This is a genomic window from Sphingopyxis sp. (assembly GCF_035998965.1).
Taxonomy (GTDB): Bacteria; Pseudomonadota; Alphaproteobacteria; order Sphingomonadales; family Sphingomonadaceae; genus Sphingopyxis.
The window spans coordinates 41,790-62,438 of sequence record NZ_DASYHE010000038.1 but is presented as its reverse complement, the minus strand read 5'-3'; the positions used below and the strand labels follow the sequence as shown (position 1 = coordinate 62,438).

Below are 20,649 nucleotides of genomic sequence, written 5' to 3'. Positions count from 1 at the left end.
TCGTCACGGCGGCCGCGATGACTGATGTCCGCTTGCCATCCCGATGCCGTCATCGGCGCGATAGTCACAAAAAAGGGCGCCCGGTTCCCCCGAACCGGACGCCCCCCTTGGCGTCGCTGACCCTGGCGGATCAGGCGCTGTAGTACATGTCGAACTCGACCGGGCTCGGGGTCTGTTCGACGCGATACACTTCGTCCCACTTCAGCTCGATATAGGCTTCGATCTGATCCTTGGTGAACACGTCGCCCTTGAGCAGGAAGTCGTGGTCGGCGGCCAGGCTGTCGAGCGCTTCGCGCAAGGATCCGCAGACGGTCGGGACTTCGGCGAGTTCCTCGGGCGGCAGGTCATAGAGGTTCTTGTCCATCGGATCGCCCGGGTGGATCTTGTTTTGGATGCCGTCGAGCCCCGCCATCAGCAGCGCTGAGTAGCAAAGGTACGGATTGGCCATCGCGTCGGGGAAGCGGAATTCGACGCGCTTCGCCTTGGCGCCCGCACCATAAGGGATGCGGCACGAGGCCGAACGGTTGCGGCTCGAATAAGCGAGCAGCACCGGCGCTTCGAAGCCGGGGACGAGGCGCTTGTAGCTGTTCGTCGTCGGGTTGGTGAAGGCGTTCAATGCCTTCGCATGCTTGACGACGCCGCCGATGAAATAGAGGCACATGTCGCTGAGGCCCGCGTAGCCGTTGCCGGCAAACAGCGGCTTGCCCTTTTCCCAGATCGAGATGTGGGTGTGCATGCCGCTGCCATTATCGTCCTTGATCGGCTTGGGCATGAAGGTCGCGGTCTTGCCATAGGCATGCGCGACCTGATGGACCACATATTTGTAGATTTGCATGCGGTCGGCGGTCTGGGTCAGCGTGCCGAAGGTCAGGCCGAGTTCGTGCTGCGCGGCGGCGACTTCATGGTGATGCTTGTCGCAGGGCAGGCCCATTTCGAGCATCGTCGAGACCATCTCGGCGCGGATATCGACGGCGCTGTCGACCGGCGCGACGGGGAAATAGCCGCCCTTGGCACGGGGACGGTGCGCCAAATTGCCGCCTTCGTAGCTGCGGCCGGTGTTCGTCGGCAGCTCGATATCGTCGATTTCGAAACCCGACTTGTTGTAGCCGGTTTCGAAACGGACATCGTCGAACATGAAGAATTCGGCTTCGGGGCCGACATAGACGGTGTCGCCGACGCCGGTCGAGGCGACATAGGCCTCGGCACGCTTCGCGGTGGTGCGCGGGTCGCGGGCATAGCCTTCGCCGGTCGACGGCTCGACAATGTCGCAGAAGATGACGAGCATCGGGGTCGCCGAGAAGGGATCGTCATAGACGGCTTCAAGATCGGGCATCAGGATCATGTCGGACTCATTGATCGCCTTCCACCCCTCGATCGACGAACCGTCGAACATCAGCCCGTCTTCGAGCTCGTCCTCGCCAAGCACCGAGGCGACCATGGTCAGGTGCTGCCATTTGCCCTTGGGATCGGTGAAGCGCAGGTCGACCCACTCGATGTCGTTTTCCTTGATCCGGGCGATGATATCCTTGGGCTTCGTAGCCATGGTCTGAGCTTCCTTCTTGCGATGATGACCGGTTGCACCGGCTTAGTTGAACAGGGTGGGGAGCAGTTGGTCTAGAGCGCGTCCTCGTTGCGTTCGCCGGTGCGGATGCGCAGCGCGGTCTCGACCGGGATCACGAAAATCTTGCCGTCGCCGATGCGGCCCGTCTGCGCGGCGGCGGCGATCGCCTCGACAACGCGTTCGGCCATGCCGTCCTCGACGATGACTTCCAGCTTCACCTTGGGGAGGAAATCGACCACATATTCGGCGCCGCGATACAGTTCGGTGTGGCCCTTCTGGCGGCCAAAACCTTTGGCCTCAGTGACGGTGATGCCGCTGACGCCGACTTCGTGCAGCGCTTCCTTGACCTCGTCGAGCTTGAACGGCTTGATGATCGCCTCAATCTTCTTCACGCTTTTCGTCCCCCTTTGGGCATTTCGCATTGCTCGCAGTCAGAGCCGGATCAGGCCTGCCTGTCCGGTTCGCACCTGTGAGTCGCTGCGAGGCCCCGTCATCTTGCACCAATCAAGAGCCGTGCCAATTGGCGAATCGCAAGCTTTCGGTAAGATTTGTGACAGGAAGTTGCGTGGTTGCTTAAGGGGTGAGCAATGCGCGTGAAGCGGTGCCTAAAAAAACGGCAGGCGCGTGTTCATTCCTCCCTGTCGCGCAGCGATGGGGAGGTGGCAGCGCGAAGCGCTGACGGAGGGGCGATGGCGCTAACGTCGCGGCCCCTCCACCACCGCCTGCGGCGGTGGTCCCCTCCCCATCGCCGCGCGACAGGGAGGATGTTCAAATCACCGCCCCATTGGCGCGCTGCTGTCGGCCAGGTTCGCCTTGGTCCAGTTCGACCGTTCGATGACATAGGCGCGGATCGCTTCGGCGTCCTGCGGGGTCAGCACCTTGGCAAAGCTGACCATGCCGCGGTCCTTCAGCGCGCCGTCGATCACCACGCCCTTCCACGCTTCGGCATTGGCCAGCGTGCCTGACACGCGAAGGTCGGGGGTGAAGCCGTTGCCGATCGCGCTGTCGCCGTGGCAGACCATGCAATAGCGCCCGAACTGCGCCTTGCCCGCCGCGACCGTGGCCGCGCTCGCGGTCATCGGCGGCGGGTTCCACGCCAGCGTTGTCGTCGCAGGCGGGGCGGGTAGTTTGCCAGTGCCGCCGATCTTGAGCACGACGAGCCGCGGGATATTCGGGATCTTGCGCGTCGCGCCGCCCGCGACCCCGGCGACCAGCGGGAAGGCGCCGCCCTTGCTGGTCATGAACGCCACATATTGCACGCCGCCGACGCGGAAGGTCGACGGCGCGCTGACGATCCCCGACTGCATGTCGAGGTCGAGCAATTGCTTGCCGGTGTCGGCGGTGTAGGCGCGGAAGCGGCCGAGGCTGGTGCCCTGGAACACGAGATTGCCCGCGGTGGTCATGGTGCCGCCGTTCCACGCCGCGGGATGATCGACCGCCCATGCGACCTTGCCGGTGCGCGGGTCAAAGGCGACGAGGCGGCCGGTGGTCGCGGCGACCGCGGCGCGGAACGCGGCCTTGTCGTCGGGCAGCATCGTCTTGTTCAGCGAGGCGCCGACATTGAAGCCCAGAACCTTGCGCCGGTCGAGCTCGTCCATGTCGGCGAGATAGCCCTGCGGGATTTGCTGCGCCGGAATATACACCAGCCCGGTCGCCGGATTATAGCTCATCGGGTGCCAGTTATGCGCGCCGAGCGCCCCGGGGATCGCGATGAAGGGCTTGCCGGTCTTGTAGAAGCGCGCCTCGGGATTTTCGATCGGGCGCCCGGTGGCGAGATCGTATCCCGTCGCCCAGTTGATCCCGTCGACAAAGGGCTTTGCGTCGATCAGCTTGCCATTGGTGCGATTTATGGTGAAGAAGAAGCCGTTCTTTGGTGCGTGGTACAGCACCTTGGTCGGCGTGCCGTTCACCGCCTGCTCGGCGAGGATAATCGGCTGGGTCGCGGTATAGTCCCACGTTTCGCCCGGCGTTTCCTGATAATGCCATTTATAGGCGCCGGTACTGGCATCGACCGCGACGATGGACGACAGGAACCAGTTGTCGCCCTGGCCATTCGACCGCGTGCCATGGTTCCATGGATTGCCGTTGCCGACGCCGAGATAGATTTGGTCAAGATCCTTGTCGTAAACGATCGCGTCCCACACCGTGCCGCCGCCGCCCGAGGTCTGCCACTCGCCCGTGTCGGACCATGTCGCATTGGCCTTGGTCGCAAAAATGTCGTCCGACGCCGCTCCATCCTTCGCCTTGGTCGGGTTGGGCGCGGTGTAGAAGCGCCAGCGTTGCTTGCCGGTGTCGGCGTCGTAAGCGGTGACATAGCCGCGCACCCCGAATTCGGCGCCGCCGTTGCCGATCAGCACCATATCCTTCACGACGCGCGGGGCGCCGGTGATGGTGTAGGGCTTCGCCGCGTCAACCGTCTGCGTCGACCAGACTTCCTTGCCGGTCTTGCGGTCGAGCGCGATCAGGCGCCCGTCGATTGTCCCGACAAAAACCTTGTCGCCCCACAGCGCGACGCCGCGATTGACGACGTCGCAGCAGGCGTTGACCGCGCTCTCGCCGGGGACTTTGGGGTCAAATTTCCACAGCGGCTTGCCGGTCGCGGCGTCCCAGGCGCTCACCTTAGACCAGGCGTGGCTGACGTACATCACGCCATCGACAACGACCGGGGTGGCTTCCTGCCCGCGGGCATCCTCAAGGTCAGCGGTCCAGGCGATGCCGAGCTCGCCGACATTCTTGTCGCTGATGTCGGTGAGCGGGCTGAAGCGTTGTTCGTCGTAGCTGAAACCGATCGCGCCCCAGTCGTCGCCATTGCCGCCGGTCTTGAGCAGGGTCTCGCTGGCTTTCTCGGCTTCGTCGAGCGACCCGCCGGTGATGCTGTCGTTTTTCGACGCGTTGCACGCCGCCAATGCCAGCGCCGCACAGCCCAGCAGCGCGGCCTTCAAGACCCGTTTCGCCATTCATGCTCTCCCGTTCGACGCCTATGCTTGACGTTAACGTCAAGACTGCGCGCGAAGGGGGGCGGGCGCAAGTGCGAAATTGGGTGGTGGAAGAGGGGGGTAAGCAGGAACAAGGGATTCGCGCGGAGGCCCAGAGAAGGAAAAAGGGGGTCACGCGGAGACGCGGCGGCGCGGAGAAGATGGCAAACCTCAATGCCGTTTGCCCTGAGCTTGTCGAAGGGCCGTTCTTTCCTTTGGGTGGCGAAGAGAAGAGCGGTGCTTCGACAAGCTCAGCACGAACGGAGTTGAGATGTATCTCCGCGTCTCCGCGGCTCCGCGTGAACCTTATCTCTGCGCCCTCTGCGCGAATCTATAAACTCACTGCCAAGGCGGCGCGTTCAGACCCTTCGGACTCGCTGTGAATATCTCGCAGCCCGTCTCGGTAATCCCGATGCTGTGTTCGAACTGCGCCGACAGCGAGCGGTCGCGGGTCACCGCGGTCCAGCCGTCGGGGAGCATCTTCACCGCAAATTTGCCGGTGTTGATCATCGGCTCGATGGTGAAGAACATGCCGGGGCGCAGCTCCGGGCCGGTACCGGGCCGCCCCGCATGGACCACCTCGGGCGCGTCGTGGAACATCTGTCCCAGCCCATGGCCGCAGAAATCGCGGACGACCGAATAGCGGTGGCGCTCGGCGTGGGTCTGGATCGCGTGCGCGACGTCGCCCATCCGGTTGCCGGGCTTCGCCTGTTCGATGCCGAGCATCAGGCATTCATAGGTCACTTCGACGAGCCGCCGCGCCTTGATCGGCACGTCGCCGACCAGATACATGCGGCTGGTGTCGCCGTGCCAGCCGTCGATGATGGTCGTCACGTCGATATTGACGATGTCGCCCTCACGCACCGGCTTGTCGTCGGGGATGCCGTGGCAGACGACATGGTTGATGCTGGTGCAGCAACTGTGCGTGAAGCCGCGATAACCGAGCGTCGCGGGGATGCCGCCGCCGTCGAGCATCATGGTGCGGACAAGGTCGTCGATCTGCGCCGTGGTCACGCCCGGCTGGACGAAGGGGACGAGCGCGTCGAGGATTTCGGCCGATAGCCGCCCCGCCTTGCGCATCCCGGCAAAGCCGGCTTCGTCGTGCAGCTTGATGGTGCCGTCGCGCACCGGGGTGGGCGCGCCGGCGTCGGCGGTGGTTACGGAGACATAATCGTACATGGGATGGGATATAGGCGATATGGCGCCTAATTGCGAGGGTGGCTTTTTAAGCCCCTCCCCTTCAGGGGAGGGGTTGGGGTGGGGTCTGTCAGCATGGCGCTGCGCCGAATAGACCCCACCCTGCTCGACTAAAGGCCCGGCTACGCCGGACCAAGTCTCACTGCCCCTCCCCTGAAGGGTAGGGGCTCAACTTAGCTTACTCCGCCGCCTTCTTCGCGTTGTCGGCCTTCGGTGCCTTCGCCTTGCCCTTGCCCGCTTTCGGCGGCGCCGAGACGATTTCGAAGGCGAGCGGGTTGCCGACCTTGGCGTCGTCGCCGGTCTTCATCTTCACCTTGACCTCGCCGCCATGGACGAGTTTGCCGAACAGCAGTTCTTCGGCGAGCGGCTGCTTGATCTTTTCCTGAATCAGGCGGCCCATCGGGCGGGCGCCGTACAGCTTGTCATAACCCTTGCCGGTCAGCCATTCGCGCGCTGCATCGTCGAGCTGGATATGGACGTTGCGGTCGGCCAATTGCAGCTCGAGTTCGAGGATGAACTTGTCGACGACGCGTGCGACGACCTCGGGCGGCAGATAGCCGAACGGGACGATCGCATCGAGGCGGTTGCGGAATTCGGGGGTGAACATGCGCTTCACCGCCTCTTCCTGCACGTCCTCGCGCGTCGATTGGCCGAAACCGATCGATTCGCGCGCCATGTCGCTGGCGCCCGCATTGGTCGTCATGATCAGGATGACATTGCGGAAATCGACGGTCTTGCCGTGGTGATCGGTCAGGCGACCGTTATCCATCACCTGCAGCAGGATGTTGAACAGGTCGGGATGCGCCTTTTCGATCTCGTCGAGCAGCAGCACGCAATGCGGGTTCTGGTCGATCGCATCGGTGAGCAGACCCCCCTGATCGTAACCGACATAGCCCGGCGGCGCACCGATCAGGCGGCTGACCGAGTGGCGCTCCATATATTCGGACATGTCGAAGCGCTGGAGCGGGATGCCCATGATCGACGCGAGCTGTTTGGCGACCTCGGTCTTGCCGACGCCGGTCGGGCCGCTGAACAGATAATTGCCGATCGGCTTTTCGGGATCGCGCAGGCCCGCGCGGCTGAGCTTGATCGCCGACGACAGCACTTCGATCGCGACGTTCTGGCCGAACACGACGCGCTTTAGGTCGGTTTCGAGGCTGGCGAGGGTCGCCTTGTCGTCGCTCGACACCGATTTGGGCGGGATGCGCGCCATCGTTGCGATCACCGCCTCGATTTCCTTGGCGGTGATCGTCTTCTTGCGCTTCGACGGGGCGACGAGCATCTGCATCGCGCCGACTTCGTCGATCACGTCGATCGCCTTGTCGGGCAATTTGCGGTCGTTGATGTAGCGTGCCGACAGCTCGACCGCGGCGTTGATCGCGTCGGGGGTGTAGCGCACCTGGTGATGGCTCTCGAACGCGCTGCGCAGCCCGGCGAGGATCTTCTTCGTGTCCTCAAGCGTCGGTTCGACCACGTCGATCTTCTGGAACCGGCGGAGAAGCGCGCGGTCCTTTTCGAAATGGTTGCGGAACTCCTTATACGTCGTCGAGCCGATGCAGCGGATGACACCGCCCGACAGCGCGGGCTTGAGCAGGTTCGACGCATCCATCGCCCCGCCGCTCGTCGCACCCGCGCCGATGACGGTGTGGATCTCGTCGATGAACAGGATCGCGTGCGGCAGGCCTTCGAGCTCGGTCACGACCTGTTTCAGCCGCTCCTCGAAATCGCCGCGATAGCGCGTACCCGCAAGCAGCGCGCCCATGTCGAGCGAATAGATGACCGCGGGCAGCAGCACCTCGGGCACGTCGCCCTCGATGATCTTGCGCGCGAGGCCTTCGGCGATCGCGGTTTTGCCGACGCCGGGGTCGCCGACATAGAGCGGGTTGTTCTTCGACCGGCGGCACAGGATCTGGATCGTGCGATCGACCTCGGCGCCGCGGCCGATCAGCGGATCGACCTTGCCGATCTTGGCTTTCTCGTTGAGGTTGACGGTGAACTGGTCGAGCGCGGTTTCCTTCTTGTTCTTGCCGCTGCTGTCCTTGTCCTTCGTTTCTTCCTTCTCCTCGGGCTCGGCCTGCGGCGAGGGTTTGCCGCCCTTGCCGACGCCGTGGCTGAGGTAGGAGACCGCGTCGAGGCGGGTCAAATCCTGCTGCTGCAGGAAGTAAACCGCGTAGCTTTCGCGTTCGGAGAAGAGCGCGACGAGGACGTTGGCGCCGGTCACCTCATCCTTGCCCGACGACTGGACGTGCAGGATCGCGCGCTGGACGACGCGCTGGAACCCGCTCGTCGGCGACGGGTCGCTGTGCCCCTCGACCTTCAAACTGTCGAGTTCGGTGTCGAGATAATGAACGACCGCTGATTGCAGGTCGTCGACCGCGACGCCGCAGGCGCGCATGACTTCGGCGGCATGGTCGTCGTCGATCAGCGCGAAGAGCAGATGCTCCAGCGTCGCATATTCGTGGTGACGCTCCGATGCGGCTTTCAGCGCATTGTGCAGGGTCTTTTCGAGGCTCTCCGAAAAGGACGGCATGGACTTTTCTCCTTGCGAGGCCCGCCGGGGGGAGAGAGGCGGCCCCTAGGAACCCAAGGTGGCGATGCCGCCGCCGCCCTGCAAGGGAAAAGCGGATGGCGTTTGTGAAATTACGATGACGGGGTTGTGTTATGGTTAACGGAACGTTGATATTTTCGTTCGCGCTGGCGCAATTTTCATCCGAAGTTGTCAAACTTGTCGATACATCGACCCCACAGGGCGCGGGGGTGTGCCGAGGCGGTGGATCGGTCATCTATGATTGTGCCAGCGTAGGTGGGCGCAATTTTGTAGGAAAGCGCTTTTTTTTTGATGTCGGCTTAGGGGTGTTTAGCTGCCAAAATATCCTCTCCCCTTGAGGGAGAGGATAGTGAAGCTTGCTCCGTCAGGAGCTAGCGAAGCTTGGTGAGGGGATGAGCAGCCAGCGGCGCAAACCCCTCTCAACTGCGGCTAGGCAGCAAGCTGCCAAGCCTTCGTATCTCTCCCTCAAGGGGAGAGAGGAAGAATGGGCATATGTCCGCTATTGGTCGTTCGACGCCGTACCTTCGCCCGCTTTATCCACCATATCCATGAAATCGCGCGCCACATTGCGCTCGCACTCATCCTTGAACGCGACGTCGAGGTCGGGGGCGACGCCGAGCATGTACATCAACGCCCACAGGGCGAAGCGGCGGCCGGGGTTGGTTTCGAGGCCGAAGTCGACGCGCATGCGTTCGGTGCCTGCGGCGTGGGCCTCGGGGTGGATTGCCGACAGGTCGGCGGTGCCGAAATAGCGGCGGAGTTGGTCGTCGAAATCCATGGGGTTGTCTTTGGCTGGTTTTGCTCGATTGGCAAGTTGTCGCGCTGAACGCGCTCCCAATCCCCGTTTGTGCTGAGCTTGTCGAAGCACCGTTCTTCCTTTGACGCCCAAAGAAAGAACGGCCCTTCGACAAGCTCAGGGCGAACGGTTGTGAGGTTGGTCTATTGCCGCAGGAAAAATCGGCCCATCTGAAAACCCGTCTGGTTGTCATTCCTACGGACGCCCGATAGGGCGGCGTCCGTGAAGACCAGCATCGACATCGGGACCGACGCCGCGGGGCAAAACGTGCGCATCGACGTGCAGGAGCTGCTGGCGACGCGGCTGCTCGTTCAGGGCAATTCGGGGTCGGGCAAGTCGCACCTGCTGCGCCGCATCCTTGAGGAAAGCGCGTCGTTAGTGCAGCAGATCGTCATCGATCCCGAGGGCGATTTCGTCACGCTCGCCGATGCGTACAGCCATGTCGTGATCAACGGCGGCGATTATAATGAGCGCGAGATTGCTGCGATGGGCGCGCGCATTCGCGAGCATCGCGCGTCGATCGTGCTCAGCCTGGAATCGCTCGATATCGAGGCGCAGATGACCTGCGCCGCTGCGTTCCTGAACGCATTATTCGATGCGCCGCGCGAGCATTGGTTTCCGGCGCTGGTGGTGGTCGACGAGGCGCAGATGTTCGCGCCGAGCGTCGCCGGGGATGTGTCCGACACCGTCCGCCGCGCGAGCCTGTCGGCGATGACGAACCTGATGTGCCGCGGGCGTAAACGTGGTTTGGCCGGGGCGATCGCGACGCAGCGACTGGCGAAGCTCGCGAAGAATGTCGCCGCCGAGGCGAGCAATTTCCTGATGGGGCGTACCTTTCTCGACATCGACATGGCGCGCGCCGCCGACCTGCTCGGGATGGAGCGGCGGCAGGCCGAGGCGATCCGCGATCTGGAGCGCGGGCATTTTCTGGGGCTTGGCCCCGCGATTTCGCGCCGTCCGCTGTCGATCCGCATCGGCGCGACGCAGACGGCGACGCGGATGGGGACGCACAGCCTGATGCCGCTGCCCGAGGCGGGGGGCGCCGACATGCGGTCGATGCTGTTCACCGAGATGGAAGCGCCGGTGGCGCAGCGCGCCTTTGCTCCCGAACCCGAGCCGATCGCGGCGAGCGAAGTGCTCGAACGCATCGCGGCGGTCGAGGGGCTACACGAGGACCGCGACGCTCCGGTGGTGCTCGACATCGTCGCCGCGGTCGAAGAGGCCGTGCAGAGCGACGCGGTGGTGATCGCGATGCTCGCAGAGATGCTGGCCGACCCCGACAGCGCCTTCCAGCCCGAAGCCTTTTTGTATCAGGATTTTTCGGTGCGCTGCCGGATGGCGAAGCTGAAGAAGGTGCCGCTCGATCTCGCTGCGTTCCGCCGCCGCTTTGCGCTGGCCAAAGGCGGGGTGTTCGATCCGTCGGAGCCGCGCTGGGCGGAGGCCTTGCGCGTCGCGGAGCGGCTGCCCGACGATATGCTGGCGCCGTTTTTGCAGATCGCGCGCGCAGCGATCGACGGCGAGCCCTGTCCCGACGATGAGGTGCTGGGGCGCGCCTATGGCAGCCATTCACCGGGGCGCATCCGGCGGTTGGTCGACTATATGGAAAAGCAGGGCGCGATTGTCGTGCGCTCCGATTTCGGCGGGCGGCGCTCGATCGGTATTCCCGAGCTGGGGCTGAGTACCGAGGCGGAGTAGCCGAGAGCGGTGACACGCCCCATCAGTCGCATATATATCCCCTGCCACCGCCCTCGCTGCAAACAAGATAGATGCCGTCGTCCGAACGACGGAGCCGAAGTTCGACCTCGCGATCCGTCGGCATATCGCCATGTGCGATGTACCGAATTTTGATAACCGGCGGCGTGAGACGCCCTGTTACAACGCGCGATATCGTGAACCGCGCAGTAATCCGGACATTCATTCCGAATTCGTCGAGCACCTCATAAGTCAGGCCGTTTTCAACCTTCCCCATAACGACAAGATCATTCACCTGACTGCCCTTCTGGGCATCGGATGTCGTGCTGGTACCCAATGCCAGGACTGCGGCCAGCAAGTGCGCGAGCGGCCCCAAGGACATTCTACCCCTTTTTGAACAGCGCGTCGGCGATCGCCTTGTGGCTCGCTGCGGCGGCGCGATGCGCTTTCACACGTTCGATTTCACCCTCGAGCGTCGCGATACGGTCATCGAGTTCGCTCACCGACAGCGGGTCGAGCGGTTGCCGGGTCAGCGCCGCAAGCACATCGTCGCGGCGGCGGGGAAGGTCGTCATCGTCCATGGCGGTTCCTCCTGAACAGCCTCGCGACTGTTGACCCGGTGTGCTGCGCTGTCAATAAGGTGGCCGTAGGGCGAAGTAAAAAGTGGGGAAATTCAACGTGACCAGCCTGCCAGCGAGCATGACCGCAATCGCCATCAGTGCGCCCGGCGGACCCGAAGTCTTGGTGCCCGAGCAGCGCCCGGTTCCGCAGCCGGGGCCGGGCGAGGTGCTGATCCGCGTCGCCGCCGCGGGGGTCAACCGCCCCGACGTCCTGCAACGCATGGGCTTTTACCCGCCACCGCCGGGGGCATCGGACCTGCCGGGGCTGGAGATCGCGGGGACGGTTGTTGCGGTGGGGCCCGGCGGCGATCCCGAATTGCTGGGGCAGGCGATGTGTGCGCTGGTCGCGGGCGGCGGCTATGCCGAATATTGCGTCGCACCGGTCGGCAGCTGTTTGCCGGTACCCAAGGGCTTTTCGATGGCAGAAGCCGCGGCGCTGCCCGAAACCGTCTTCACCGTGTGGCACAATCTGTTCGAACGCGCGTGGGTGAAGGATGGCGAGACGGTGCTGGTCCATGGCGGCACCAGCGGCATCGGCACCACCGCGATTGGCCTCTGCAAGCTGTTCGACATCCGGGTCATCGTGACGTGCGGCAGTGCCGATAAATGTGCTGCCGCTACGGCGCTCGGTGCTGACCTGGCGGTCGATTATTCGAGCGAGGATTATGTCGAGGCGGTCAAGGCTTTCACCGGCGGCAAGGGCGTCAACGCGGTGCTCGACATGGTCGGCGGGGATTATGTGCCACGCAACCTGGAGTGCCTTGCCGACGATGGCCGCCACGTCACCATTGCGTTCCAGCGCGGCGCGAAGGTCGAGATCGACATTTCGCAAGTGATGCGCCGCCGGTTGACGATGACCGGATCGACGCTGCGCGCGCGCAGCGCCGACTTCAAGGCGGCGCTGGCCGACGAGATCCACCGCACGCTGTGGCCGCGACTGGGCGAGGGGGGCTGGAAGCCGGCGATGGACCAGAGCTTCCCGCTCGCCGACGCCAGCGCCGCCCATGCGCGGATGCAGGCGGGCGCGCATGTCGGCAAGATCGTGCTGATGATGTGAGCGTCGAAAATGGACGCTGCACCGCGCCCCCTTGCCCCTGTGGCCAATCCGGTTTACAGCCGCCGCCATTATTCGGCCGCTCCGTGAGGGGCGGCCCTTTTATTTCCGCTTGGAGAAAATCGCCATGGCCACCGCCGACGCCACCCCGCTGATGCCGCATGCGACCGCCGCCTGGCTGGTCGACAACACCGGCCTGACCTTTGTTCAGATCGCCGACTATTGCGGCATCCATATTCTCGAAGTGCAGGCGATCGCCGACGAGACCGCCGCGACCAAATATACCGGCCGTGATCCCGTCCGCGCGCACGAACTGTCGATGGAAGAAATCGAAAAGGGTCAGAACGATCCGAACTACAAGCTCAAGATGAGCAAGCAGGCGCAGGACACGATCCGCCGCACCCGCGGCCCGCGCTACACGCCGGTCAGCAAGCGCCAGGACAAGCCCGACGGCATCGCGTGGATCCTGAAGAACCATCCGGAGGTTTCGGACGGCGCCATCGGCAAGCTGATCGGCACCACCCGCAACACCATCAGCGCGATCCGCGACCGCAGCCACTGGAACAGCGCCAATATCGTCGCCAAGGATCCAGTGACGTTGGGCCTGTGCTCGCAGCGCGAACTCGATGCGCTGGTTGCCAAGGCGGCGAAAAAGGCGGGGATCGAAGCGCCGACCGACAACCGGTTCGAAGGCGACCGCGAAGCGCTGCTCGAAGAACTGCGCGCCGAACGCACCGCCGCCAACGAAGCGCGCGCGGCCGAAGAAGCGGCGGAAACCCCAAGCGACGCGGCGGCAGACTGACGCGTGGCAGCGGGGCAGGATGACGACAATATCCCGGCGGCCAGCGGCTCGCCGGATGCGTCGCTGACCCAAGACGACAGTTTTACCGCGACCAGCCATGCCGGCCTGACTTATCCGTGGGGCGATGCCGCACCGGGCGCAGGCGAGACGATGCGCATCGCGCCGGGGATCAGCTGGGCGCGCATCCCGATGCCGGGGTCGCTGGGGCATATCAACAGTTGGCTGCTCGACGACGACGCTGACGGCGATGATGGTGTCGCGATCGTCGACACCGGCATCTGTCTGACCATATGTTCGGACGCTTGGAAGGCGCTCTATGCGGGGGCGCTGAACGGTAAGCGCATTACGCGCGTCATCGGCACCCACCTGCACCCCGACCATATCGGGCTGGCGGGCTGGATCGCGAAAAAGCAGGGCGTGAAGCTGTGGATGACGCGGGGCGAGATGCTGACGGCGCGGATGATCGTCGGCGACACAAGCGACACCGTACCCGACGAGGCACTGGCGCAGTGGCAGGGCGCGGGCTGGACCGAAGCAGCGATTGCGACGCATAAGGCAAGTGGCTGGGGCCGGTTCGGGATGATGGTTTTCCCGCTTCCGCGTTCATATGTGCGGATCGAGGATGGCGACCGGATCAACCTGGGCGCGCACCAGTGGCGCGTCGTGGTCGGATCGGGACATAGCCCCGAACATGCGTGCCTGTGGAACGAGCGCGAGGGCGTGCTGGTGTCGGGCGACCAGGTGCTGCCGCGGATCAGTTCAAATGTGTCGGTCAACATCACCGAACCCGATGCCGATCCGCTGGGCGAATGGTTGGCGTCGATCGACAAATTGCTCGCCACCGTTCCCGCCGATGTCACCGTTTGCCCCGCGCATGGCGAACCGTTCAAGGGACTCCATGTCCGCCTGATGGCGCTGCGCGACGAGCACCGGATGCGGCTGTATAATCTGGCCGAGGCCGCCGCGAAGGCGCCGATGCGCGCGGTCGACAGTTTTCCGTTGCTGTTCAACCGGCCGATCGGCGAGCATAATCAGGGGCTGGCGACGGGCGAGGCGCTGGCGCATCTGAAACGGCTGGAGGTTGAAGGCCGGGTGCGGCGCGAAGATCGCGACGGGGTGTGGTGGTATCACGGGGTAGCGTGATGCCGCGGTGCCGATCTTGGCTTTCGGGTGGGAAGCGGAATGCCGGCTTTTGGGCCCCCGCAGCGAAAGCAGCCATCGGCCTACGCCAGTTCAATCTCCATCCGTGTGGCCTCGTCCGCTATCCGGCGCAGACCGTCTAGGAGGGGCGATCCGCTAACAACACCAACCGCGGCTAATCCGGCTGAATTTGCAAAAACTAATCTTACTTTTCCCGGACAACCGGGACCGCCATGTTCGATCGCATCCCAGAACGCATCAAGATTACGTCCGAATAGACTGGCGCCTTGGGGGTTTGCGGCATCGATGTATCGCTGCCAAAAGTCTGACGCCGAAGTTACTCCTTCGCAATCGATCAGAATGGTCCGCATGCAGCCATAATCGTTTATCGGAGGGCCGACCGCAAGTGGTCGCTAGCGGCGCCCCCTCAATCCCGCCGCTGCATGATCCAGCTGAACGCCATCGCGTTAAATATCGTATAAAGTCCGTATAGCACCATCGCGGCGAACCAATTCCGCGTCGCGATCGCCATTGCGCCGACCAGCAGCAGGAATTCGAAGATATAGGTGATGTGCGGCCCCGCCTTGTCGGCGAGAGGTTTGACCATTTGCTGGATCAGCGGGTCGTCGCTTTCCATGAAGGCGCGATGCATCGCGAAATTGCCGATGCCGGCGCAAAAAATCGCGATGAGCGCAATGACCATGGCGTTCAAATGGGGGAGGCAGGGTGGAAATGCCAGCCTCTTTCGGGTTATAGCGAGGCATCGGACGCGCCGGGGCGGCGCCAATGATCGAACGAACCCGGCTTCTGCCTCCCCAGAGAAGGACTCTTCGATGGCATCTTTCCCCCGCTTGGCGGCCATCGGCCTGCTGGCCCTCGTAATTCAGCCGGCGCACGCCGCTCAGGAACCCGCGAACCCGCCGCAGCCGAACCCCGCGCTCGCCGACCCGTTGCTGGCGAACCCGGTTCCGACCTTTGAAGTTCCGCTCGATCCGCCGTTGCCCGATGCGGTGCGCGCGATGATCGACGCCGCTTTCGCCAGCGGCCAGAACGACGATGTCGAAGCCGTCGCCAAGTTCGCGCGCATGACTCACCCCCGCAATGTCGGGGAAATCGATGCGATGCTGGCCTTTTATCGCAGCGGGCATCCGCCGATCGTGCCGCCCGATCCGGTGCGCAATATGCTCGCCGCCGCCATCGCGAGCGGCAAGGATGCCGACGTCGAGGCGGTCGCCAAGCTGGCGATGGATACACATCCCGACGATGCAGCGGAGATCGAGGCGCGGCTGGTTGCCTATCGCGCCGAACGCCAGCGGCTGAAGGACGAAGCGGCGGCGGCGGCGCGCGCGAAACTGGCGGCGGCGAAGTTCTGGCAGAACTGGAAAGGCGAGGGGCAGATCGGGGCGTCGCAGAGCAGCGGCAATACCAAGTCGGCGGGGCTGAGCGCGGGCGTGGCCTTGTCACGCCAGGGCATCGACTGGACGCATAAGCTGCGCGCGCAGGCCGATTATCAGCGCACCAACGGGCGTACGTCGGTCGAACGCTATCTGGTCGAACTGGAGCCGCAATACCGGATCAACGACCGCGCCTTTGCCTTTGGCTTTGGGCGCTGGGAGCATGACCGGATATTGGGTTATGACACGCGCTGGAACGTGTCGGGCGGGCTGGGTTACAAGGTGATTGACGGCAAGACGATATCGCTGAGCCTGAAAGGCGGGCCGGCGTGGCGTCAGACCGATTTCATCAGCGGGATCAGCGACAGCGAGCTGACGGCGCTCGGCGGGCTCGACTTCGGCTGGCAATTGTCGCCGACCCTGCGGCTGACACAGGTCGCCTCGACGATCGTCGGCGAAGCGAACAGCTCGACCAATTCGCTCACCGCGCTCAATGCGAAGCTGACCGGGGCGCTGTCGGCGCGCATTGCTTATGCGGCGCAGATCGACACCAGCCCCCCGCCGGGTATCGAACGGGTCGATACCCAGACGCGTTTTACGTTGGTGTATGGGTTTTAGAGACTTGATCCTCCCGGTCGCGAAGCGATGGGGAGGGGGACCGTTCGCGCAGCGAATGGTGGATGGGCTTTGCGACGGTGGCGCCAATGCCCCTCCCTCAGTCCTGCGGACTGCCACCTCCCCATGGCTGCGCCACAGGAAGGAGCGATCGGTGCCTATTTGATCGCCGCCAGCGTGTAGAGAAACTCGGCATAGCCCATCGTCGCATCGACCAGGCCCGCGACCTTGGGGTTGGTCGAATCGATCAGATAATATTCGTCGGGTGCGTGCGCGCCCGCGCCGTGGCCGGTGCCGAAATGGCCGGCCGGGATCGATACCGGCGGCGCGGTGAAGGTCGCGCCCGGCCAGCTGCCCGCGAGCCGCGCGTTGACGTTCGCCTGAACCCCCAGCTTTTTGTAGGTCGCCAGTTCAGTACGGATCAGGCGGCTGTTTTCGTCGGCCTCGGTCGGGTCATAGCCGCCGCTGACATTGACCTCGACATCGGGGAAGCCGCGTTTGTCGAGATGCGCGCGCAGTTTCTGTTCCGCCTCGGCGCGGGTCTGGTTGGGGACGAGGCGCAAGTCGAGTTTGGCAACCGCGCGGCCAGGCAGGATCGTCTTGCCGCCGGGGCCGGTGTAGCCCGCGACCAGTCCCTCGATATTGACCGTTGGTTCCTGCGCCAGGCGGATCAGCGCGTCGTCATAAGACAGGTTATCGATCCAGTGGGTAATACCAAGCGCCTGTTTCTGCTGCGCTTCGTCGCCCAGCTTGGCCGCTTCGCGGATCAGCGCCTTTTCGCGGGGCGTCAGCGGGCGGACATTGTCGAACCAGCCGTCGATTGCCGGAGTGTTGCCGTCGGGCGTGACGAGGGTGTTGAGCGCTGCGATGAGCCGCCACGCGGGCGAATCGACCATCGCCTTCAGGCTGGAATGCACATCGCCCTTGGGCCCGCGGCCCCATTTTTCGCCGCTGGCAACCAGTTCGAGTTCGATGATGCCCTTCGACCCCAGATTGACCGAGACATTGCCATTCTTGTCCTGCCAGCTGGCGGGAATGAAAATGCCTTCGCATTTCCTGAGCGCGGCCAGAACATTGGGTTTGGTCGCGACCTGGCGAAAGTTTGGCGATCCGATCTCTTCCTCGCCTTCGCAGATCAGGACGATATTCACCGGCAACTTGGCACCCGCCGCGCGAATCGCGTGCAGCGCGGCGAGGAAGGTTGCCTCCGGACCCTTTTGATTCACTGCGCCGCGGCCCATGATCGCTTGGCCGAAACCTGGTCGTTCAACCATTCGCCCTTCCAGCGGCGGCGACGACCATTCGGCGGGGTCATATTGTTTGACGTCATACATGAAATAGATGCCGAGGGTGCGCGGGGCGCCGACGTCGATCGTGCCGAACACGCCGGGATGGCCGTCGGTGGGGACGATCTCGACATTGCTGAACCCCGCATCGCGCGCGAGTTCGGCCATATAGGCGGCGCCTTCGGGCATGTTGCGGTTTTCGGCGGCGATCGAGGGGAGGGCGATCCAGTCGCGGATGCGCTTGATCGATGCTTCCTTGCCGGCCTCGGCGGCCTTGCGGATCGCGGCGCTCTGGCTGCCCGCGGCGAGGACGGGCAGCGGGCGCATGACCGCGGCACCCGCGCCCAGCATGGCCGCACCGCGAATCAGATCGCGGCGGTTCGGTCGGTCGTTACGGAAATCCATGGCTTGCCCCCTGCGGTGTCTGCGTTGGGGGGAGTGTTCTTTAAATCGAACGGTATGGCAAGGCGGCACCGGCGAGACCCCGGCCTTCGCCGGGGTGACGATGGGAAATAGCGCAAGTTTAACCTGTCACCCCGGCGAAGGCCGGGGTCTCGCCGATGAAGTTGTGAACCGTCAGTTTAAAATCGTCTCGAACAGGTCGTTCCACTCAGGATTGCTCTCGGTGATCAACCGCCGCTTCCAATCCCTATGCCATTGTTTGAGCGCCTTCTCGCGCGCGATTGCGTCATACATCGTGGCGTGGAATTCGACATAAACAAGCTTGTAGATGTTGTAACGGCGACAATGCGCCGACCCTGTGCCGGCACGATGCTGCATCATGCGCGCAGCGATGTCGCTGGTGACGCCGATGTAGAAGAGCAGGTTGCCGCGGTTGGTAAGGATGTAGATGCAGGGTTGGCGCATAGCCTAACCCTAACCCATATCGTCATCCCAGCGAAGGCCCGGATCTGGCCATTTCGGATGTGTTGGATCGAGAGGGCGAGACCCCGGCCTTCGCCGGGGTGACGGAAATGAGGAGGCGGGCCGCGACACCCTCACACCCCCGCGAGCAACCCCTCATCCTTGATCCGCTTTTGCCACAGCATCGGCGCGTTGACGTGGACATTCTGGCCTTCGCTGTCGACCGCGACCGTTACCGGGAAATCCTGCACCTCGAACTCGTAGATCGCCTCCATGCCGAGATCGGCGAAGCCGACGACTTTGCTGCCCTTGATCGCGCGCGCGACGAGGTAGGCCGCGCCGCCGACCGCCATCAGATAGGCGCTCTTGTGCCTGGCGATCGATTGCGTCGCGGCGGGGCCGCGTTCGGCCTTGCCGACGCAGGCGAGCAGGCCTTGCCCCAGCATCATATCCATGAATTTGTCCATGCGCGTTGCGGTGGTGGGGCCGGCGGGGCCGACGATTTCCTCGCCGACCGGATCGACGGGGCCGACATAATAGATGACGCGTCCCTTGAACTCGACCGGCAATGGCTCGCCCTTCGCCAGCATGTCGGCGATGCGTTTGTGCGCGGCGTCGCGGCCGGTGAGCATCTTGCCATTGAGGAGCAGGCGGTCGCCCTGTTTCCAGCTCGCGACGACTTCGGGGGTCAGGCTGTCGAGGTCGACGCGGATCGCCGCGGTGTCGGGCTGCCAGTCGATTTGCGGATAGTCGGCGAGCACCGGCGGTTCGAGGAAGGCGGGGCCGCTGCCGTCGAGCGTCACATGGGCATGTCTTGTCGCGGCGCAGTTCGGGATCATTGCGGCTGGCTTCGATGCGGCGTGGGTCGGCCAGTCGGCGATCTTGACGTCGAGCACGGTGGCGAGGCCGCCGAGCCCCTGCGCGCCGATGCCGAGTGCGTTGACCTTTTCATACAGCTCGATGCGCAGCTCCTCGGTCGGGTTCGACGGACCGCGCGCGAGCAGCTCGGTCATGTCGATCGGGTCCATCAGCGACTGCTTGGCGAGCAGCATCGCCTTTTCGGCGGTGCCGCCGATGCCGATGCCGAGCATGCCGGGCGGGCACCAGCCGGCGCCCATCTGCGGCACCATGTCGAGCACCCAGTCGACGATCGAGTCCGACGGGTTCATCATCTTGAACTTCGACTTATTCTCGCTGCCGCCGCCCTTTGCGGCGACATCGATCACGACCTTGTTGCCGGGGACCATTTCGACGTTGAGCACCGAGGGGGTGTTGTCCTTGGTATTGACGCGGCTGAATGCCGGGTCGGCGAGGATCGACGCGCGCAGCTTGTTTTCAGGGTGGAGATAGGCGCGGCGCACGCCCTCATCGACCACCTGCTGCAGGCTGCGCGGGCTGTCGAGGCGGCAGTCCATGCCCCATTTGATGAAGACGGTGACGATGCCGGTATCTTGGCAGATCGGGCGGTGCCCCTCGGCGCACATGCGGCTGTTCGACAGGATCTGCGCCATCGCATCCTTGGCGGCGGGGGACACTTCGCGCTCGTACGCCGCGGCCAGTGCGCGGATATAGTCCATCGGGTGGAAATAGCTGATGTACTGGAGCGCGTCGGCGATGGTTTCGATGAGGTCGTCTTCGCGGATGGTGACGGTGTTCATGTTCAGCCTTTCGCCCTGTTTGCGGGATTCGCCGGTTTCCCTAGACCTGCATCGCCGGGGTGGAAAGAGGGGGCAGGCGCGGCCCGGATCGACGAGCGGGTGTTTGCGGACCAGCGCCTGCCAACTGCCGACCGCCGCCAGCGTGAGCAGCAACAGCCAGCCGCCCGCCGCCGAGGGGATCAGCGCCCAGGCAAAAGCCGCGGGGGTGATGAGCGCCATAACGGTGGGGATCGCGGCAAGGATCGCGACGGTCCCGAACAGCGCCCACCAGCGGCCGAGCTGCGTCGCCGCGGCGCCGATGACGACATTGGTCAGCGCAAGGAGCAGGAATTTTGCCGCGACAGGGTAGGGCAGGCTGGCCATCGCGGGCGAATAGTCGCCCGCGGTGAAGGCGGCCTGGATGTCGAACAGCAGCCAGTTTTCATACGCATCGCACAGCGCCGCGGC

Annotated in this window: 18 protein-coding genes; 5 read left to right on the top strand and 13 right to left on the bottom strand. The window is 64.0% G+C overall.

The window, feature by feature from the left end; translation table 11 throughout:
* Positions 1–130 precede the first annotated feature (130 nt).
* The 6 genes from glnA to VGN68_RS05575 all read right to left on the bottom strand — a co-directional run bounded on the left by glnA (position 131) and on the right by VGN68_RS05575 (position 9,059).
* Entirely contained in the window at positions 131–1,543 is a 1,413-nt protein-coding gene (glnA, locus tag VGN68_RS05600; RefSeq protein WP_327474698.1) for a type I glutamate--ammonia ligase, read from the bottom strand.
* A 71-nt stretch (positions 1,544–1,614) separates the two neighbouring features.
* Complete coding sequence (locus VGN68_RS05595) at positions 1,615–1,953, bottom strand: P-II family nitrogen regulator (RefSeq protein WP_011540464.1); 339 nt, start codon at positions 1,951–1,953, stop codon at positions 1,615–1,617.
* A gap of 381 nt (positions 1,954–2,334) precedes the next feature.
* Complete coding sequence (locus VGN68_RS05590; protein WP_327474697.1) at positions 2,335–4,518, bottom strand: PQQ-dependent dehydrogenase, methanol/ethanol family; 2,184 nt, start codon at positions 4,516–4,518, stop codon at positions 2,335–2,337.
* 357 nt (positions 4,519–4,875) lie between these two features.
* Positions 4,876–5,715 (bottom strand): type I methionyl aminopeptidase, encoded by an 840-nt coding sequence (gene map, locus VGN68_RS05585; RefSeq protein ID WP_327474696.1) that lies wholly within the window; start codon positions 5,713–5,715, stop codon positions 4,876–4,878.
* Between the two features lie 196 nt (positions 5,716–5,911).
* On the bottom strand, positions 5,912–8,263 hold the full coding sequence (gene clpA, locus VGN68_RS05580) for an ATP-dependent Clp protease ATP-binding subunit ClpA (protein ID WP_327474695.1): 2,352 nt from the start codon (positions 8,261–8,263) through the stop codon (positions 5,912–5,914).
* Between the two features lie 517 nt (positions 8,264–8,780).
* Positions 8,781–9,059, bottom strand: a complete 279-nt coding sequence (locus VGN68_RS05575) for a hypothetical protein (RefSeq protein WP_327474694.1) — start codon at positions 9,057–9,059, stop codon at positions 8,781–8,783.
* Positions 9,060–9,299: 240 nt separating this feature from the next.
* Here VGN68_RS05575 and VGN68_RS05570 point away from each other — a divergent pair, with 240 nt between their 5' ends.
* On the top strand, positions 9,300–10,772 hold the full coding sequence (locus VGN68_RS05570; protein WP_327474693.1) for an ATP-binding protein: 1,473 nt from the start codon (positions 9,300–9,302) through the stop codon (positions 10,770–10,772).
* Positions 10,773–10,794: 22 nt separating this feature from the next.
* Here VGN68_RS05570 and VGN68_RS05565 read toward each other — a convergent pair whose 3' ends face one another.
* Positions 10,795–11,151, bottom strand: coding sequence for a hypothetical protein (locus VGN68_RS05565; RefSeq protein ID WP_327474691.1), 357 nt, complete (start codon positions 11,149–11,151; stop codon positions 10,795–10,797).
* A gap of 1 nt (position 11,152) precedes the next feature.
* Positions 11,153–11,350: a DUF1192 domain-containing protein gene (locus VGN68_RS05560; protein WP_327474690.1), complete on the bottom strand. Its 198-nt coding sequence runs from the start codon at positions 11,348–11,350 to the stop codon at positions 11,153–11,155.
* Between the two features lie 97 nt (positions 11,351–11,447).
* Between VGN68_RS05560 and VGN68_RS05555 the strand changes: the two genes are divergently transcribed.
* From VGN68_RS05555 to VGN68_RS05545, 3 genes are all read left to right on the top strand, one after another.
* Positions 11,448–12,446 (top strand): NAD(P)H-quinone oxidoreductase, encoded by a 999-nt coding sequence (locus VGN68_RS05555; RefSeq protein ID WP_327474689.1) that lies wholly within the window; start codon positions 11,448–11,450, stop codon positions 12,444–12,446.
* 151 nt (positions 12,447–12,597) lie between these two features.
* On the top strand, positions 12,598–13,245 hold the full coding sequence (locus tag VGN68_RS05550; protein ID WP_327474731.1) for a DUF1013 domain-containing protein: 648 nt from the start codon (positions 12,598–12,600) through the stop codon (positions 13,243–13,245).
* A gap of 3 nt (positions 13,246–13,248) precedes the next feature.
* Entirely contained in the window at positions 13,249–14,388 is a 1,140-nt protein-coding gene (locus VGN68_RS05545; RefSeq protein ID WP_327474688.1) for an MBL fold metallo-hydrolase, read from the top strand.
* Between the two features lie 80 nt (positions 14,389–14,468).
* Here the strand turns inward: VGN68_RS05545 and VGN68_RS20515 are convergent, their stop codons facing one another.
* The gene (locus VGN68_RS20515) at positions 14,469–14,756 is read right to left on the bottom strand and encodes a barstar family protein (protein WP_414713012.1); all 288 of its coding nucleotides are present in this window, start codon (positions 14,754–14,756) and stop codon (positions 14,469–14,471) included.
* 56 nt (positions 14,757–14,812) lie between these two features.
* Entirely contained in the window at positions 14,813–15,088 is a 276-nt protein-coding gene (locus tag VGN68_RS05540) for a hypothetical protein (RefSeq protein WP_327474687.1), read from the bottom strand.
* A 130-nt stretch (positions 15,089–15,218) separates the two neighbouring features.
* Between VGN68_RS05540 and VGN68_RS05535 the strand changes: the two genes are divergently transcribed.
* The gene (locus VGN68_RS05535) at positions 15,219–16,397 is read left to right on the top strand and encodes a DUF481 domain-containing protein (RefSeq protein WP_327474686.1); all 1,179 of its coding nucleotides are present in this window, start codon (positions 15,219–15,221) and stop codon (positions 16,395–16,397) included.
* A gap of 155 nt (positions 16,398–16,552) precedes the next feature.
* On the opposite strand, the gene VGN68_RS05530 is transcribed toward VGN68_RS05535, so the two are convergent.
* The 3 genes from VGN68_RS05530 to VGN68_RS05520 all read right to left on the bottom strand — a co-directional run bounded on the left by VGN68_RS05530 (position 16,553) and on the right by VGN68_RS05520 (position 20,202).
* The gene (locus VGN68_RS05530) at positions 16,553–18,085 is read right to left on the bottom strand and encodes a M20/M25/M40 family metallo-hydrolase (protein WP_327474685.1); all 1,533 of its coding nucleotides are present in this window, start codon (positions 18,083–18,085) and stop codon (positions 16,553–16,555) included.
* Between the two features lie 171 nt (positions 18,086–18,256).
* On the bottom strand, positions 18,257–18,547 hold the full coding sequence (locus VGN68_RS05525; protein WP_327474684.1) for a GIY-YIG nuclease family protein: 291 nt from the start codon (positions 18,545–18,547) through the stop codon (positions 18,257–18,259).
* Positions 18,548–18,678: 131 nt separating this feature from the next.
* The gene (locus VGN68_RS05520) at positions 18,679–20,202 is read right to left on the bottom strand and encodes a fumarate hydratase (RefSeq protein WP_327474729.1); all 1,524 of its coding nucleotides are present in this window, start codon (positions 20,200–20,202) and stop codon (positions 18,679–18,681) included.
* Positions 20,203–20,649: the final 447 nt, after the last annotated feature.